The organism is Ensifer sp. NM-2 (assembly GCF_003024455.1).
Classification (GTDB): Bacteria; Pseudomonadota; Alphaproteobacteria; order Rhizobiales; family Rhizobiaceae; genus Ensifer; species Ensifer canadensis.
The window spans coordinates 1-15863 of sequence record NZ_PVZR01000038.1 but is presented as its reverse complement, the minus strand read 5'-3'; the positions used below and the strand labels follow the sequence as shown (position 1 = coordinate 15863).

At 59.5% G+C, this 15863-nt stretch carries 16 protein-coding genes, 1 tRNA gene and 1 pseudogene; 13 read left to right on the top strand and 5 right to left on the bottom strand.

The genetic code is table 11. From position 1 onward, the window contains the following. Positions 1–152 precede the first annotated feature (152 nt). Both C6558_RS37270 and C6558_RS37260 read left to right on the top strand, forming a co-directional pair. A complete protein-coding gene (locus tag C6558_RS37270) occupies positions 153–1073 on the top strand; it encodes a carbonic anhydrase (RefSeq protein ID WP_107028706.1) in 921 nt (306 codons plus the stop codon). Positions 1074–1804: 731 nt separating this feature from the next. Further along, positions 1805–3484 carry a GMC oxidoreductase gene (locus tag C6558_RS37260; protein ID WP_082523643.1) on the top strand — a complete coding sequence of 560 codons (1680 nt, stop codon included), beginning with the start codon at positions 1805–1807 and terminating at the stop codon, positions 3482–3484. A gap of 165 nt (positions 3485–3649) precedes the next feature. Here the strand turns inward: C6558_RS37260 and C6558_RS37255 are convergent. From C6558_RS37255 to C6558_RS37245, 3 genes and pseudogenes are all read right to left on the bottom strand, one after another. Next, positions 3650–4195: pseudogene (locus C6558_RS37255) on the bottom strand (DUF5131 family protein). Between the two features lie 36 nt (positions 4196–4231). Next, positions 4232–4663 (bottom strand): PIN domain-containing protein, encoded by a 432-nt coding sequence (locus C6558_RS37250; RefSeq protein ID WP_057208401.1) that lies wholly within the window; start codon positions 4661–4663, stop codon positions 4232–4234. After that, a complete protein-coding gene (locus C6558_RS37245; RefSeq protein WP_057208403.1) occupies positions 4660–4962 on the bottom strand; it encodes a hypothetical protein in 303 nt (100 codons plus the stop codon). The genes C6558_RS37250 and C6558_RS37245 overlap by 4 nt, the downstream gene beginning before the upstream one ends. A gap of 223 nt (positions 4963–5185) precedes the next feature. Between C6558_RS37245 and C6558_RS37240 the strand changes: the two genes are divergently transcribed. Further along, entirely contained in the window at positions 5186–5446 is a 261-nt protein-coding gene (locus tag C6558_RS37240; protein WP_234908109.1) for a hypothetical protein, read from the top strand. 19 nt (positions 5447–5465) lie between these two features. Next, entirely contained in the window at positions 5466–5690 is a 225-nt protein-coding gene (locus C6558_RS37235) for a hypothetical protein (protein WP_057208405.1), read from the top strand. Between the two features lie 154 nt (positions 5691–5844). On the opposite strand, the gene C6558_RS37230 is transcribed toward C6558_RS37235, so the two are convergent. Next, positions 5845–6768 (bottom strand): LysR family transcriptional regulator, encoded by a 924-nt coding sequence (locus tag C6558_RS37230; RefSeq protein WP_025431465.1) that lies wholly within the window; start codon positions 6766–6768, stop codon positions 5845–5847. Positions 6769–6952: 184 nt separating this feature from the next. Between C6558_RS37230 and lysA the strand changes: the two genes are divergently transcribed. The 9 genes from lysA to C6558_RS37185 all read left to right on the top strand — a co-directional run bounded on the left by lysA (position 6953) and on the right by C6558_RS37185 (position 15502). Beyond that, positions 6953–8344 (top strand): diaminopimelate decarboxylase, encoded by a 1392-nt coding sequence (gene lysA, locus C6558_RS37225; RefSeq protein ID WP_082523644.1) that lies wholly within the window; start codon positions 6953–6955, stop codon positions 8342–8344. Between the two features lie 106 nt (positions 8345–8450). Further along, positions 8451–10037, top strand: a complete 1587-nt coding sequence (locus C6558_RS37220) for an ABC transporter substrate-binding protein (RefSeq protein ID WP_057208407.1) — start codon at positions 8451–8453, stop codon at positions 10035–10037. 132 nt (positions 10038–10169) lie between these two features. Then, positions 10170–11108, top strand: coding sequence for an ABC transporter permease (locus tag C6558_RS37215; protein WP_057208409.1), 939 nt, complete (start codon positions 10170–10172; stop codon positions 11106–11108). Beyond that, on the top strand, positions 11105–11995 hold the full coding sequence (locus C6558_RS37210; protein ID WP_025431468.1) for an ABC transporter permease: 891 nt from the start codon (positions 11105–11107) through the stop codon (positions 11993–11995). Before C6558_RS37215 ends, C6558_RS37210 begins: the two co-directional genes overlap by 4 nt. A gap of 11 nt (positions 11996–12006) precedes the next feature. Further along, the gene (locus tag C6558_RS37205) at positions 12007–13005 is read left to right on the top strand and encodes an ABC transporter ATP-binding protein (RefSeq protein WP_107028704.1); all 999 of its coding nucleotides are present in this window, start codon (positions 12007–12009) and stop codon (positions 13003–13005) included. Next, positions 13002–13976, top strand: coding sequence for an ABC transporter ATP-binding protein (locus C6558_RS37200; protein WP_025431470.1), 975 nt, complete (start codon positions 13002–13004; stop codon positions 13974–13976). The genes C6558_RS37205 and C6558_RS37200 overlap by 4 nt, the downstream gene beginning before the upstream one ends. Before the next feature lie 25 nt (positions 13977–14001). After that, a complete protein-coding gene (locus tag C6558_RS37195) occupies positions 14002–14517 on the top strand; it encodes a L,D-transpeptidase (RefSeq protein WP_025431471.1) in 516 nt (171 codons plus the stop codon). Continuing rightward, complete coding sequence (locus tag C6558_RS37190) at positions 14471–14884, top strand: hypothetical protein (RefSeq protein WP_057208413.1); 414 nt, start codon at positions 14471–14473, stop codon at positions 14882–14884. The genes C6558_RS37195 and C6558_RS37190 overlap by 47 nt, the downstream gene beginning before the upstream one ends. Before the next feature lie 225 nt (positions 14885–15109). After that, positions 15110–15502 (top strand): hypothetical protein, encoded by a 393-nt coding sequence (locus C6558_RS37185; protein ID WP_057208415.1) that lies wholly within the window; start codon positions 15110–15112, stop codon positions 15500–15502. Positions 15503–15769: 267 nt separating this feature from the next. On the opposite strand, the gene C6558_RS37175 is transcribed toward C6558_RS37185, so the two are convergent. Continuing rightward, a tRNA-Met gene (locus C6558_RS37175) sits at positions 15770–15846 on the bottom strand. Between the last annotated feature and the right edge of the window lie 17 nt (positions 15847–15863).

The following is a 15863-nucleotide window of genomic DNA, read 5'->3' as shown; positions in this document are numbered from 1 at the left end:
GGCACGCCGGCTCCCGTCTGGATGCACGGCCTTAGCCGTATGACACGCGCAGTTTGGTTTAGAGGTGCGCCCACGCGTGAAAGTGTTAATGTGGAAAGTCACGGATTTGCATTGCCGCCCCTGTTTCGATCACTGTCGAGGGAGACTGCAAGATGGCAAAGAAGCTGCTCGAAGGCGCCTCGAAGGAGGATCAGACCTGGTTGGCCGAAGTGACATACCGGTTCGCGTTCGATGCTGTGTATAGGCCCCTACCACCGGATGCGAACGCTGCCCGGTCGAGACTCGAGGCTGGAAACCGGGCCTTCGCCGAACTCCTTGACCGGATCGCCTCATCACCACCCGCAAAGCTGAACATCGCTGTCGACCCGCATGATGTCGGCCTTCTTCCCGGGCGCAGCGCGGCACCCAAACAGCAACCGTTTGCGGCAATTGTCGGTTGTGCCGATGCGCGTGTTCCGGTCGAGCTGATCTTTTCCGAGGGCCCGAACGACCTGTTTGTCGTCAGGGTGGCCGGCAATGGCATGGGCGACGACGTCACGGCCAGTCTGAGCTATGCTGTTGATCATCTCAAGGATAGCCTGCGCACGATAGTCATCCTCGGCCACAGCGGGTGCGGGGCCGTTTCGGCGGCCGTCGACGTCTATCTGGAGCCAGCAAAATATATGCAAATCATGACGCAGAAGGATCTGCGTCAAATCCTGGACAGCATACTGATCGTCATCCAGCTTGGCGCGACCTGGCTGGAGAGGGTGTATGGGACCGAGGTCGTCCGCCGGCCGGGATATCGGACCACACTGATTGAGGTGGCGATAGCGCTAAACGCGGCGCTGACCGGATATGGCATTCGTTCGCGCCTGAACTTGGCGGCCCGCGGCGAAATTGAAGTCATCTACGGCGTCTATCTTCTGGAGGAGCGACTTGTGTGGTCACCAAGAGGAGAGAACCCGGACTGGTTTCATTTGTCGGCGGCACCAAGGGACCCGGATGACTTCGTCATACTGTGTGACCTCCTAGTGTCGTGCCCTCGGGTAATGGACCTGCTCGCTACCACCCCGAAGCCCGTGCGGCACTAGGAGACCTGTGCGCGGGTGTCTGGACTGGCGTGTTGAATTACGATTCTCTCAATCTGAACAATGGATTGAGGATGCGATGTCGCACGTCGGCGCATGGGGCGGCTGCTTGCTGGCCGCTTTCGAGGCGCTCAAGCCGTCGTGCGGTTGCGCGGCAAACAAAAAACCCGCCGGTTTTCGCCTGGCGGGCTTTTTTTGATTTGGTTGCGGGGCTTGATCACGCAGAGACTTGTGATTTCGGGACGCTATATGAATTTCGCTCATATTACGACGTCGCCGCCACACCTTGAGGCGCCTAGCCGCGGCGATGATGCGGGCGGTGATCGGCGTGTAGCACAAGAGCAGGAGGTCGGCTTCAGCCACCTCGCGCCTCAGCCTGTCCTCCGGCACGCGCCGTCGGGCAGCGAGACGAGCTCGACGCCGCGCGCCCCTAGCCCGGCGTCGATTTCCGGACATCCCGGTCGAGTTCCTGACGGGAGACCAACGGATTTCACGCCGGACAATGCGTTGGCGGAAGCTGCCACTAATCCTTTTGATCGAGGTGACGAGCAAAATCATCCTACTTTAGGCGAAGTTGTTCTGCGGATAGTGAAACTCTAGCGTGCCGTGTCAGTTGGCGCCTCCGTCTTCAATCCGCTGGCGATCCCGCCAAGACTGATCCGCAGTGCCACGAGGGGACGGAAGGGTGATTGCGGTGGCGGCTAAAAGGGCGCTGGCTCAAAAGTGGGGGGCAGATGTTTGCGGGTTTAGAGGTCTTTCAACAGGCGTTTGACGTGTGCGTCGCGGGCGCTGGCCCGGTCGGTATTGCCGCTGCGCTTGAATTGAGCAGGCGCGGCATGCGAACGCTGCTTCTCGAAGCGGGGCCGAAACGATCGAAGCGACCCCAACGAAACGAAACAGGCTTCGACATAGAAGACGATATCTATCACGCTGCGGACCGACTTACTTCGGCCACCGGACTTGGCGGCACGTCCGAACGATGGGGTGGGCAATGCGTTGAGCTGGATGATATAGACTTCGAGGCAAGAGATTATGTCGCACACTCCGGTTGGCCTATTGCTCACGAAGAGATTTCGCCTTTTTATCAGCGGGCACGGGCTCTTTTGAGCAGCAACGTCGCCGGCGAGCGATCGGAGCCGGAACCGGAGACTGATTTCCCATCATCCCGGGAAAGCTGGACACGAATACGCAACACAGCGAAGGCCAACAGCGCCGAGCTCGCTTCTTCGAAGAACCTCTTCGTCGCCCTGGACGCGAGGATCAAAGCTCTGGCGTTCGATCCGGTTGAGGCGCGCGTACATTCCATGTCGATTGCCTGCCGCGGTGGTTCGTACAAGGTGTGCGCAGACCAATATGTGCTGGCCTGTGGCGGCAGAGGTAATACCCGGCTCCTACTGAACCTCCAGCTGGCGTTTCCGCAATTGTTCGGCGGAAGCGATGGGCCGCTCGGGCGCTTCTACATGGGACACCTCGCTGGACAGATCGCGCAGATCGAATTCGCCACCAAAGAGCATGCCGAACGGTATCTTTTTAAGCGCACATCCACCGGAACCTTCGTGTGTAACCGGTTTCAACCCGCCCCCCAATTGCAACGGGCACACGAGCTGCCGAATATCGCTTTTTGGCCGACGAACCGTAGGGCCGCTTTCGGTGAGGCCGACACGGCGCTCTCGCTGCTACATCTCTGGAACAGTCGGAAGTCCTTCGTCCACAAGGCGACATGGGGCGAAGCCGACCGATTCCGTTACTATAATGCTCTGCATAATGTACTGCGCAATCCCCTTGGCGCGACCTCTTCCGCGCTGGGGCTGCTTCGCCAAAAATTCAGCTTTGCCGAACCATATGTTCTGCTGCGCAGGCCAGACATGAAATACGGCCTTCGCTACCATGGGGAGCAAATTCCAAGCAGTTCAAGCCGCGTCTTCCTCAAGCCAGAGCAAGATGCGGACGGCCAGTTCAAGCTCGACGTCTCATTCCGATATCTGCCTCAGGATTTTCGCGGGACGCTCCAAGCACATGTCGCCTTGGATCGCTGGCTCAAGGAGCGCAAGATAGGCAAGCTGATATTCGACGCAGCCCCCGAAAACCTCGAAGAGCATATCGCCGCGCAAGCCAAAGACGGATACCATCAGATCGGGTTGACCAAGATGGGCGTGGACCGCAACCACGCCATCGTCAACCACAACTGTCGCGTCATCGACATCGCTAACCTCCATATCGCCGGCAGCTCCGTTTTCGCTACGTCCGGACAAGCGAACCCCACGCTTCCCGCCGTCGCCTTGGCCATCAGACTCGCCGAACATCTCGCCAGCGAGGCCCGCCATCAAAGGACGGCGGCGAGTTTGTCGACGAGCAGCTGCGGAAGCCTCTCTTCCGGCCCTCAACCCGTCACGGAAATCCTGTCCTCACTCTGACGCTCGGGGGCGTTGCGTGGGAAGCTCCCCGCTCGAAGGCCGGCGACCCTGGCGCCGGTCAGGGGGAAGCTGTCCGCACATAGGATCAACTTGGCGCCCCCAGACAGGACATTAACCGCCACCCGTTACAATACTAATCTTACTAATCAAACACCCTCTTGACTCCTAATTGACACCGGCCGTTGCTTTGTTCTGCCCCAGAACGCCAAAAAAGCCCGCCGACTCGGGCGCCCTATGCAGATGCTCAACACGATTGACGACATCCGCGTTTTCAATGCTGGTGCCGAGCCAGACGTTTGGCAGGACTTCGCCAATCTTGCCGGAAACCAGCTCCGTCATTCGGTCGGGCCGCTTCGTGAGGATTTGATAGTTGTGGCGCGGCGTCTCGCGCATCACCTGCCAAACTTCGAGAATGAAGGCGTCGCTGACCTGCTCATGAAACAGGTCACTCATCGAGTTTACGAAGATCTTTCGGGGTTTGCACCAGCGATGCGGAATCGACAGCGCCTCCCGATCCTCGCGTACCACGCCATTTTAGACAGTTCACCGTCCAGTCTTGCGGGTCAGCCCCGCATATTTCTCCACGCCCATCGCCTCGAGGCGTTTAGCCATTTCCATGGCATAGCAATGCGTGCAGCCAGCGGTCACAATCGAACACCCGGCAACTGGATTCCAAGTCGAATCCGTCCACTCGATCTGCGTTTCAGCCATGCCTCTCTCCCGAGAATCTGTCACCCAACGAAGACATCAGTTGCCATCCCTCATAGGATTGACGAATTGGATACCGGCGAAATCTTTTCCGTTGTCCGTGACCACCACGCAGTCGTTAGCACCGGCGACGGCAGCGATGATCATGTCGAGTGCGCTGCGCGGACGACCTGCGGCTTTGCCTTCGGCCATCAATCGCGCCCAGATCAAAGCTGCCTTGTCGTCGAACGTAAGGATACGGTTGGCGAACAACTCCTGCGGACCTTCCGGCCCCGAGAACCAGGCATCAAGGGCGTCTCGCTTCTTGCCGCGCGGCTTCTCCAGAATGCCGCGCCGGATTTCCGCGATGGTGAGCGAAGCGACGAACAGGTTCTCATCCTTCTGTTCGATCCACCATGCCAACAGCGCTTCCGAGGGCTGCGGCTTGACGATATTGCTGATGATGTTTGTATCGAGGAGATAACGCGTCACAGCTCGACCCTGCGCCCTTCCTCGCGGGGGCGCGACAGATCGACATCAGCGCCGACCAGAGGCGAGCGGCGGAGGGCGGACAGGATACCGCCGGATTTCGGCGGCTCACTCGCGACGAGGGCCTTGACCGCCGCCCGCGCCTGCTCCGCTTCCGGCCCCTCTTCAGCTAGTTGGCGGGCAAGCGACCGGATCAGTTCGCGGTCGGATTCTAGCGCCAGGACCTCGAAGCGCTTGAAGCCGCGCTGCGTCAGCCGTGCGCGATAATTCTCGATTGCTCTCTTCTGTGCGGCATTGCTCATGACGGGTCTCCGTTCTATATCCTGATATATAGCCGATATTAACATCATAAACAAGGGATGTCAGCGATGCCACGAGACTCGCGCCATAAAGCAGTAATGCAGAACAATACTGCGCGTTGGCGCCAGTATTTTCCATATGCTGCGGCACGCGGAAGTGCGCCAAGCTTTGCCGTAGCCGCCGAAGGCACGCCGTCCACCGCCGAATATACGCCTTTAATTTCAGTTGCTTATACTGATCCTCACGCGAATTCTGCAGGGCATGACCTTGCACCCACCCGGCAACAAAGCGAAGATGTCAAGAAGAGAGCGCGAAGAGCTCCTCGAATCCTTGCTGATCGACGAACTGGAACTTACCTTTACACCTCGTGGCAACCCCGATCCGCGCTTTCTGGGTCTGGTCGACTTTCTGGCACGGCAGGCAGCGCGGGAGTGCTTCGCGGAAGAAGTGAAGATGATGAGGCGACGGGGGAAACGCACCTCCTGATGCCGAAGGGAGAGGTGCATTGAAGGTCGCGATCTACGCCCGCTACAAAGAGAAGGAGAAGCGGATCGAGGCGGCGAGCATACTGCGCTTCGTGGTGGACACGATCGTGCTGAGGCCGGTGGAGGGCAAGGTGGAGATCGACGTTCAGGGCGATCTTGCTGGAATCCTTACGATTTCCGCACAAACGAAAAACCCCGCCTTAGGGGCGGGGTCATCGCAAGTAAAGATGGTTGCGGGGGCCTGATCGCACCGAGACTTGCAATCCCAGCGCCATGCCTGAGCTTTACGCAACCATTCTGTTATACGGTCCAGCGGTCATTCGCTTCGTCACCCTATCGGTGCGGCTCTTCCGGCGCTGTCGCGTGCGGTTCAGATCGTTTCGATGAGAACGCGGTTGCCTAGCCCTTGTCCATCGCAGACTGCAAGGTTGCTCGCATCTCGTTGGCAACGTCTTTTAGGATTGCGGTGAATTTTTCCGCGACTGCCGAACCCGTTTTTCGGGCCGGACGCCAGACGGCGAGCGCGTAGGGGACGCCGACGCTGAACCTTCGCAGGACCACGCCCTTGCCCAAATAGTTCGCGGCGGTCAGCGGATTGATGATTGATACGCCCACTCCGGCTGAAACCATTGAACAGACGCTTGCCGCAGTCGTTGTTTCAACCGCGTAGCTACGCGAGATGCCCGCTGCAAAGAAGATGTCGTCCAGTTTCCGTCTATACGGGTCATCCTGCGAAAAATAGACGAACGGGACACTATCGAAATCGGCAGGCTCGAGAACCGGTTTGGACGAAAGCGGATGACCAATCGGCAAGACGCAGACCAGGTCGCCAACTTCGATGCGCTGCGAGATAACTCCCTGATGTTCGAACCGGCCTTCAGTTACCCCCAGGTCAAACACGGTCGTGGTCATCTCATGCTGCAGCGACAATTCCTCGAGGGAATGAAGGGACAAATGAACCGCGGGGCGATGCTTCAGGAGCCGTTGCGCCACACGGGGCAGGATCGCCTCAGCATAGGCGGGGATGGTCGCGACCCGGCAGTTCGCGGCATTGTGCGTTCGGATCGCGGACGCGGCCCGACTAATTTCTTCCATGCCGACGAAGGCGCGGCGCACGACTTCATGCAGCAGCAGCGCCTGGTTCGTCGGTGTCAGGCGCTTGCCGAAGCGCAAGAACAGCTCGAATCCGATCCGCTGTTCCATATCCCGCAACTCGCGGCTTATCGTTGGTTGCGATGTCCCCAAGGCCGCCGCAGCCGCGGTCATGCTCTTGTTGATCATGATGGCGTTAAAAATCTCCATCTGACGCTGATTGAGCCGCATCGTTCCGTTCTTTCTCTTTCCCGCCTCGGAGATACCACCGTTCCCGTCGTTGACCGGTCGAGGTTCCAGCAATTTGCATATCAAATCTGAATAAGACGGCTTTAGCAATTATTTCCCAAGCATCGCGAGGTCTGGAATCATCCGCTCATTAGGAACCGCTGATGCAATTATTCGTGATGGGCTGATGACAAAACATACGGAACCGCCGAATCGCCTGGGAAAAGACCGGAAGTGGCTCGTCTATCAGGCTGGCGGCCTGCATATCGAGGATGTATGTCTTAGCGCCGTGGCAAGGGCCGTGCCGACCCCTTTCTACTGCTATTCCGCAGATGCCATCCGATCGGCGTACAAGTATCTCGCGTCTGCCGTTAACCCGATCGGCGTTTCGATCTGTTTCGCGGTCAAGGCCAACAGCAACATCGCCGTGCTTGGCTTGCTGGCGGAACTTGGTTGCGGCATGGACATCGTTTCCGGCGGAGAGCTTGAGCGCGCCCTCGCCGCGGGAGTGCCGGCATCGAAGATCATCTTCTCCGGGGTTGGAAAGACGCGCGCCGAGATTGCCCGCGCAGTTGAGGTCGGCATCCACCAGATCAACGTCGAGTCGGCCGCTGAAATCACCGCAGTGGCCGAGGTTGCTCGAGGACTTGGCCAGCGCGCGCCGATCACGCTTCGCGTGAATCCCGACGTCGATGCAAAGACACACGCAAAGATCACGACGGCAACCAAGGACAGTAAGTTCGGAATCCCGATCGGCGATGTAGCCGACCTCTATGCCGAGGCAGCGGCGATGCCGGAACTCGAGGTGTTGGGCGTCGCCGTTCACATCGGATCGCAAATTCACGACATGTCGCCGTTCCGACGTGCCTTTTCGGCAATGGCCGAGCTGGTAATGTTCATGCGCGGGAGAGGACTGGTCGTGCCGCGTCTGGATCTTGGCGGCGGGATAGGCATCGCCTCGGACGACACGCCGGGTCCCGACATCGCAGAATATGCTGCAATCATTGCCGAGACAGTCGGCCACCTTGGCTGCCAACTGACTGTGGAGCCCGGTCGATGGCTGGTCGGACGGGCGGGGTTACTGGTGACGGAGGTTCTTTACCTCAAGGAAATGCAAAGCGGGCCCATGGCCATCCTGGACGTCGGGATGAACGACCTGATGCGTCCGGCGCTTTACGACGCGCAGCATCCCGTTTTAACCCTTCACGTGCCGCGCACGGATCGGGCCTCCCATCACTACAGCCTCGTAGGTCCGATCTGCGAAAGCTCCGACAAATTCGGGACGTATAATAGACTTGGCGAGATGCGCGCGGGCGATCTGCTGGCGTTCGATTGCGCCGGCGCCTATGGCGCGTCGATGGCCTCGACCTACAACTCCCGTGATCTCGTGGCCGAGGTCCTCGTGGAGGGCAGCCGGTTCCGGACGATACGGCGTAGGCAAAATATCAGCGAGATGCTGAGGCTCGAGCAAGCGGGAAGGTGGCAGTTTCCTGTTCCGGAAGGGCAGGAAGCGACCAGGTCAGCTCAACCGGTCTCGGACGAGGCGCTCAGGACGCCGGTGACAATCGGCACAAACTGAACTGGAAACTGATCCGGAAACGGAACAGTCGGGGAGGCACGCGGCGACATTCGTCGTGCACGTCGACCCGGATGGGGAACCAAGAAAAAGGAAGAAGGACGGACAAATGCTTAATAAGGTCAAATTTCTAATGGCGACGGGGCTGGTCACGCTTGCCCTGGCCTCGCCCACACTGGCGGCAGATCACGTATTGCGAATCGCCTACCAAGAGGATCCGAAGACCGTCGACGTGCAGATGACGCAGGATTTCTACACCCTGCCGCTGAATGTTTACGACCGGCTTATCGAAGCGGAAACGAGCGGCCCTGGCCAATCGAAGCTGGTGCCCGGCCTCGCCGAGAGCTGGGAAGTTTCGGAGGATGGCAAGACCTATACGTTCCATCTGCGCAAGGGAGTCCTTTTCCACAATGGCGAGGAACTGACGGCCGATGACGTCGTCTACACCTTCGACCGGATGCTCGACCCCAAGACCAAGGCCCTTAGCACCGATATTCTCGACTTCGTCGATGGCGCCAGGGAGCGTCTGGACGGCACGGCCACCACCGTCCGTGGATTGCAGGCGGTAGACAAATACACTGTCAAGATCATTCTGCGCGACCCCTACGCGGCCTTCACCGCTCTTATGGCCGCCCCGGCCGCCTCGATCTACAATCGGAAGTTCACCGAACCGTTGGGCGACCAGTACGGTCTCACGCCTGAAACGACCAACGGCACTGGTCCGTTCAAGTTGACGGAATACAATCTGAACGACAATCAGGTTCTCGAAGCCAACGACCAGTACTACCGTGGTCGTCCCAAGCTCGACCAGATCATCATCCGCGTTGTCGCAGATTCGGAGACCTTGCGGCTTCTCTTTGAATCTGACGAACTGGACGTCTTCGACGTTGACTACGCTCCGACGCAGTTGCCTTATTTCACCAGCAGCGATCAGTGGAAGGGCCAGGTCCGGGCGGGTCCGCGCGTCGGCATGTACTACTATCACATCAACCAGGCGCTGAAGCCCTTTGACGACGTGCGCGTCCGCAAGGCATTCCAGATGGCCATCAACCGCGAGGAAATTCTCCAGAAGAATTTCTACGGCAAGGGCATGGTTGAAAACGGCGTGATGCCGCGTGGCCTTACCTGCTACGCCGCCGCCACGCCCATCGAATACAATCCGAGCAAGGCCAAGCAACTTCTGGCCGAAGCGGGTTATCCCAACGGCGTGGACATCAAGCTTGCGCAGGTCAGCAGCTGGTCTTCGAAATGGTCTGACATGAACCAGATCATTCAGGCCCAGATTAAGGAAGCCGGCTTCAACGTCCAGATCAACACGATGGACGAGTCGGCCTATCTTGCGAGCCGCAAGGCCGGGACGGTCGACAACTACACGCAAAACTGGTCCGCTGACTTCAACGATCCGGACAACTTCTTCTACACGTTCTTCAGCAAGAGCGGGACAGCGGTTCGTGGTTACAACAACAACGATACTGAAGTCTTCGCGGCTCTCGACAAGGCACGGTCGATGACCAATCCCGAGGAACGCTGCGCACTCTATCAGAAGATGACCGATCGGATCGTGCAGGAAGACGCGGCCTGGGTGCCGATGTTCAGCCTCGATCACGCCTACGTCGTGCAGCCGCGGGTGAAGAACTTCGTGGTGCCGTGGAACGGCTGGAGCGACATGAGCTACTATAAGATGGAAGTCGAATAAGGCATTCGAGGTGGCGGGCGTTGTTCATCGGTGCCCGCCCCATCTGAGCGCGCTTGTCGCCAGTGCGCCTTCTCTGGCAGGTATCTCCTTGCAGCTCTCGCCTCAGTGAGACCCAATGAAAGATTTCTTTCGATGCTGATCTTCGTGATAAAGCGCATCGCGATTTCGATCCCCGTTCTGATCGCCATCACGGCGTTGCTTTTCATCATGCTCAATGTGATCCCCGGCGATCCCATTGCGCTGATGATGAAGGAACATGCGAGCGCCGACGTGATCGACCGCGTACGTGCCCAGATGCACCTCGATGATCCGCTGCTCACGCGGTATTTCAGGTTCCTTTTCGCCGCGCTGCAGGGCGATCTCGGCGTGTCGATCAAGCTCAACCGGGACGTGACGACACTCATACTCCACGCCTTCCCGAATACGCTCCTCCTCGCAGCCAGCGCGGCGATCGTTTCCTGGGTCATCGGCATCCCCGTGGGGATTCTGTCGGCGGTTCGGCGGGGCTCCAAGCTCGACCATTTCTTCATGGGCTTCTCGCTTCTGGGCGTGTCGATGCCGATCTTCTGGTCCGCCCTGCTGATGCAGTACATCTTCGCCTTGAAACTGAAATGGCTGCCGGTATCGGGGTTCTACGGCTTCGAATATGTGATCATGCCCGCCATGGTTCTGGGGTGGAGCTCCGCAGGCGTGATCGCCCGTTTGACTCGATCCAGCCTCTTGGAAGTGATGCGCCTTGACTATATCCGAACGGCCCGGGCCAAGGGACTTCGCGAGATCCTGGTAATTCAGCGGCATGCACTCAAGAACGCGCTCATTCCCGTGGTGGCTATCATGGCGATCCAGGTTGCCACCCTTCTGTCCGGCGCGGTCATCACCGAAGCGATCTTCGGCATTCCCGGCGTCGGCCGCATCTCCGTCAACGCCATTCAGGCGCGCGATATGCCGCTTCTACAAGGGTCGGTCCTCTTTGCGACTACCCTTGTCATTATGGGGAATCTGATTGCCGATATTCTCTACTCCATTCTCGACCCCCGCATTCGATACCAAATGAAGGGAGGATCGAAGTGACGCAATTTTCCGAAACAACGGAAGACTTTGCCGATACGAGCGAGAGCGACAGCTTCTTTCGTGAGACGGTCAGGGTCTTTTGCAGAAACCGCATGGCGGTGATCGGGCTGATCCTGGTCGGCGCTCTGGTCTTCGTTGCGATTTTTATTCCGCTTATCAGCCCCCACGATCCCTATCGCGTCGCGCTGGACGAACAGTTCTTGCCGCCGTCCACCACCTATTGGCTCGGGACAGACAATTTTGGCCGGGATCTTCTGACACGGATTCTCTATGGCGCCCGGATCTCGTTGGTCGTCGGCATCGTGCCGAGCTTCATCTCTCTGGTGATCGGGGCCGTAATGGGCATCATCAGCGGATATTTCGGAGGCAAGACCGATGTCCTCATCATGCGCCTGGCCGATACCATGCTCGCTTTCCCGTCGCTGCTCTTGGCGATGGTCGTGATGTACACGCTGGGCGCAAACCTCTTCAACATCTTCATCGCGTTGAGCCTCGTCGGCTGGGCAGGTGTGGCGATGGTCGTGCGCTCCCAAACGCTCGCCCTCAAGGAGAAGGAATACATCGAGGCGGCGCGCGCGAACGGCACGAGCAAAGTGACGATCATGGTTCGCCACCTCTTCCCCAATGTCATCCCGACGCTGATCGTCCTGTTTTCGCTCAGCATTCCCGAGGCGATCATGTGGGAATCGAGCCTCAGCTTCCTCGGCGTGGGCGTCCAGCCACCCGAAGCGAGCTGGGGGTTGCTAGTGGCAAAGGGCAAGGAATACCTCTTCTCGGCACCGCTGGTCGCGATCATTCCGGGGGTGGCAATCCTGGTCGCGGTGCTGGCGTTCAATTTTGTCGGTGACGGGCTGCGCGACGCGCTCGATCCCTACATGAAAGACTAGCGGGCGCTGCGATGACAGATCAGAGCATATTGTTAAGCGTGCGCAACCTGCGCACGGAATTCCAGACCCAGCGCGGCTCCGTCAAGGTTGTCGACGGCGTGTCGTTCGACGTCGGCCGTGGCAAAATAGTGGGACTGGTGGGAGAATCCGGCTCCGGCAAGAGCGTGACGGCGCTGTCGCTGATGGGGCTGGTGGCATCCCCCCAGGGAAAGGTAAGCGCCGACAGCATTATGCTGAACGGCACCGACCTGACACGGCTGAACGCCGAAGAACTGCGGCGCAACCGCGGCCGTCAACTATCGATGGTGTTCCAGGAGCCGATGACATCCCTGAACCCGGTGAGAACCATGGTCCAGCAGGTCGGAGAGCCTCTTTCGATTCACACGAATCTCGGTCGGCGTGCTATCCGCGACAAGGTTCTGCACATGTTCGAAACGGTGGGCATACCGGAACCTGCGGCGCGTCTCGACGTCTATCCGCACCAGCTGTCGGGCGGTCTCAGGCAACGGGCGATGATCGCCATGGGACTGATTTGCGAACCGAAGCTTCTCATCGCGGACGAGCCGACGACCGCGCTGGATGTGACGACACAGGCGCAAATCTTGCGGCTGATGATGGCGCTACGCGACAGGGTCGGCACCGCGATCGTCATGATCACCCATGATCTCGGTATCATCGCAGAGATGTGCGACGAGGTGAACGTGATGTATGCGGGCCAAATCGTCGAGCAAGCCAACGTCTTCGACCTCTTCGACCGGCCATCGCATCCCTATACGCGCGGACTTCTCGCATCGATCCCGAAGGCGACGGAAAAGCGCTCGGCGGAACGCATGAACAGCATTCCGGGTGTGGTGCCCAACCTCGCCAAACTTCCCACGGGCTGTCGTTTCAATCCCCGATGCGGGGACGCGATGCCCATCTGTCGGGTGCAGCAACCCGGACTGACGGATCTCGGCAATGGTCACAAGGCCCGCTGTTGGCTTCACGACAAACAGGGAGGAAAGCTGTGAGCGAAGTCCTCATCTCAACCGACGGGCTTAGCAAGCACTATCCTATCGGTACAAGTTTCTTCGGCCGACGGGATCAGGTGATCCGTGCCGTGGACGGCGTCAGTTTGGATATCTACGAGAGAGAGACATTCGCGCTGGTGGGCGAGTCGGGCTGCGGCAAGACCACGCTTGGCCGTGTCATGCTGCGGCTCCTCGACCGGACCGCAGGCACCGTGCGGTATCGCGGCCAGGACCTTCACGCGCTGAACGATTCAGCGATGCGGGCGATGCGCAAGAAGCTCCAGATCGTCTTTCAGGACCCGTTTGCCTCGCTCAATCCCCGGATGCGGATCAAGGACATTCTGGCCGAACCGCTGCGCACGCACCGCTTCGGAACAGAGGCCCAGATCGAGGAACGCTGCGGCGAACTGCTCGACATGGTCGGGCTGCGGCGAACCTTGTTGCGCCGTTACCCGCATCAGTTCAGCGGCGGGCAACGGCAGCGCATCGGCATCGCCCGCGCTCTCGCCAACAGCCCTGAATTCGTGGTCTGCGACGAGGCCGTTTCGGCGCTGGACGTCTCGATTCAGGCGCAGGTCCTGAACCTGCTCCGCGATCTTCAGGAGCAGCTGAAGCTGACCTATCTGTTCATCACGCACGATTTGAGCGTGGTTCGCCAGTTCGCTGACCGCGTCGGCGTGATGTTCCTGGGGCGGATGGTGGAGGTCGGCACGACGGAGGAGATATTTTCCAATCCGCGTCACCCCTACACGATGTTTCTAATTTCGGCGGTTCCGCGCGCCGATCCACATCAGCGGAACCGCGAAAAGCCGTTGCTCGTCGGCGACATTCCGAGCCCGATGAACTTGCCGACCGGATGTCGATTTCAGACGCGCTGTCCTTACGCTCAGGCGATCTGCAGGACGGAGGAACCGGCCCTGTCCGATCAGGGCGGCCGGCCAGTCGCGTGTCATTTTCCCCTGGGTCTGTGAGATTTCAAGAAGGAAGGAGCTGAGCGTGGATCTGATCGTTTCGCGAGACGGGGACGGCTGGCAGGCCACATTTGGAGACAAGCGCTGGCGCTGCGCCGTTGGCCGCGGCGGCTTGCATACAGACAAGGTCGAGGGCGATGGCGTCAGCCCCATGGGCCGTTGGCCGATCCGCCAGATTTTCTACCGGGCAGACCGGATGGCCAAGCCGACAACGCGGTTCCCCTGCCATGAGATCGACAGGTTGGACGGCTGGTGCGACGCCCCCTCGCACCCAGACTACAATCGCCAGGTGAAGCTACCCTTCGCCGCGAGCCATGAAGAGCTTTGGCGACAGGACGATCTCTATGACGTTGTTGTCGTATTGGGACACAATGACGACCCGCCGGTCGCCGGCGCGGGCAGCGCGATCTTTCTGCATGTCGCCCGACCGACCTATTCGCCGACTGCGGGTTGCGCCGCGCTCTCGAAAGAGGATCTGCTCGCCTTTCTGGCAATTGCCGAACCTACCTCGCATCTGTGCTTTCACCGTCGATCCGCATGATCTCGGTCAGCAGCCATCTCAGACACCCGCACCCGTTCCCATCCCGACCGCGCATGGGCTGCCTACTCTCACGGAGGGCAACGACGACGGTTTCCTGTCGGCTGAGAACGGCGTCCACGGGTTCGGCGATGCCGGTATTGCGGCCTCGCTCGACGACATGCAGACCTGGGAAACCCATATCGACGACCCGAGCTGCCTCTACAACCGCTTGTCGGCCCCGGTGACTTTTCGCGACGAATCTCCCGCCAGCTACGGGTATGGCCTGCGCTGGGATGACGTCGGCGGCATCAAGGTGACCGATCTTGGCAGCGGTCTGCGCGGCTTCAGTGGCTGCACGCGGCGGCGGAGCGGCTTTCGGTGGTGTTGATGTTCAACCATGACACCAGCACACTCTCGGCCGCCACAGCCCTTCTGGACGCGGCTCCCGGCCGCGTTACCAGTCCCCAGCCTGTCCGCGCCGAAGATTGGGACGGACTTTGACTGAATGACGAACAAGGGCTGGTCGTCATAACCGTTCAGGATCCGCCCGGCGTCAAGCTCCATTATGCGCCGTCGGCGGCAGGGGTTATGGTCACCGCAGACGGTGTCGCCCATGACCAAGGGCTCACGCTTCAAAAGGAAGGTCATGCGCCGCCAGAGCGAAAACCTAGACGTGGTCGCCCGCTCGCTTCCCCCTGTCAAATGGGCCGGCCGAGGCGGGATTGCTGGACGCTATTGGTCGGAGGAACTGGAAACCTATCTCGGGATCGAGACCCGCGACGGCGCCACCTACGCGGTCTTCGAAGGCATGTTGGGCACTGGTCCGATGGAGCCGATATATCCGCTCTCCGACGAAATCTGGACAATAACGACAAGGCGCTTGATGGACGCCGCCCCGCCTGGCGATTGGTCGGTTCAGGCCCATCGGGACGCAGGCGGTATCGTGACCGACCTGACCGTCGGCTGCTGGCTCCAACGAAAGATCAGCTACCAACGCGTTCGGTGATCGCACAAGCCTGCCGCGTGCAGGGCCTTGATGATATCGTCGGTCATCTTCTTGGTGTCGCCGTGCGGTTCGGGCCTGATGGCAGAATGACCGGCACTTTCACTCCCGACGGCCGAAACACAGAGTTGGTTTCGCGTTCATTTCTGTGCCGTTTCGTCGGCTTGCGCCTGCTTGCGGGCCGCTTTTGAGGCGCTCAACTCGTCGCGCCGTTACGAGACAAACAAAAAGCCCGCCGACCTTTCGGTCTCGCGGGCTTTTTTTTTGATTTGGTTGCGGGGGCAGGATTTGAACCTGCGGCCTTCAGGTTATGAGCCTGACGAGCTACCGGGCTGCTCCACCCCGCGCCATCTCGGTAAACCGC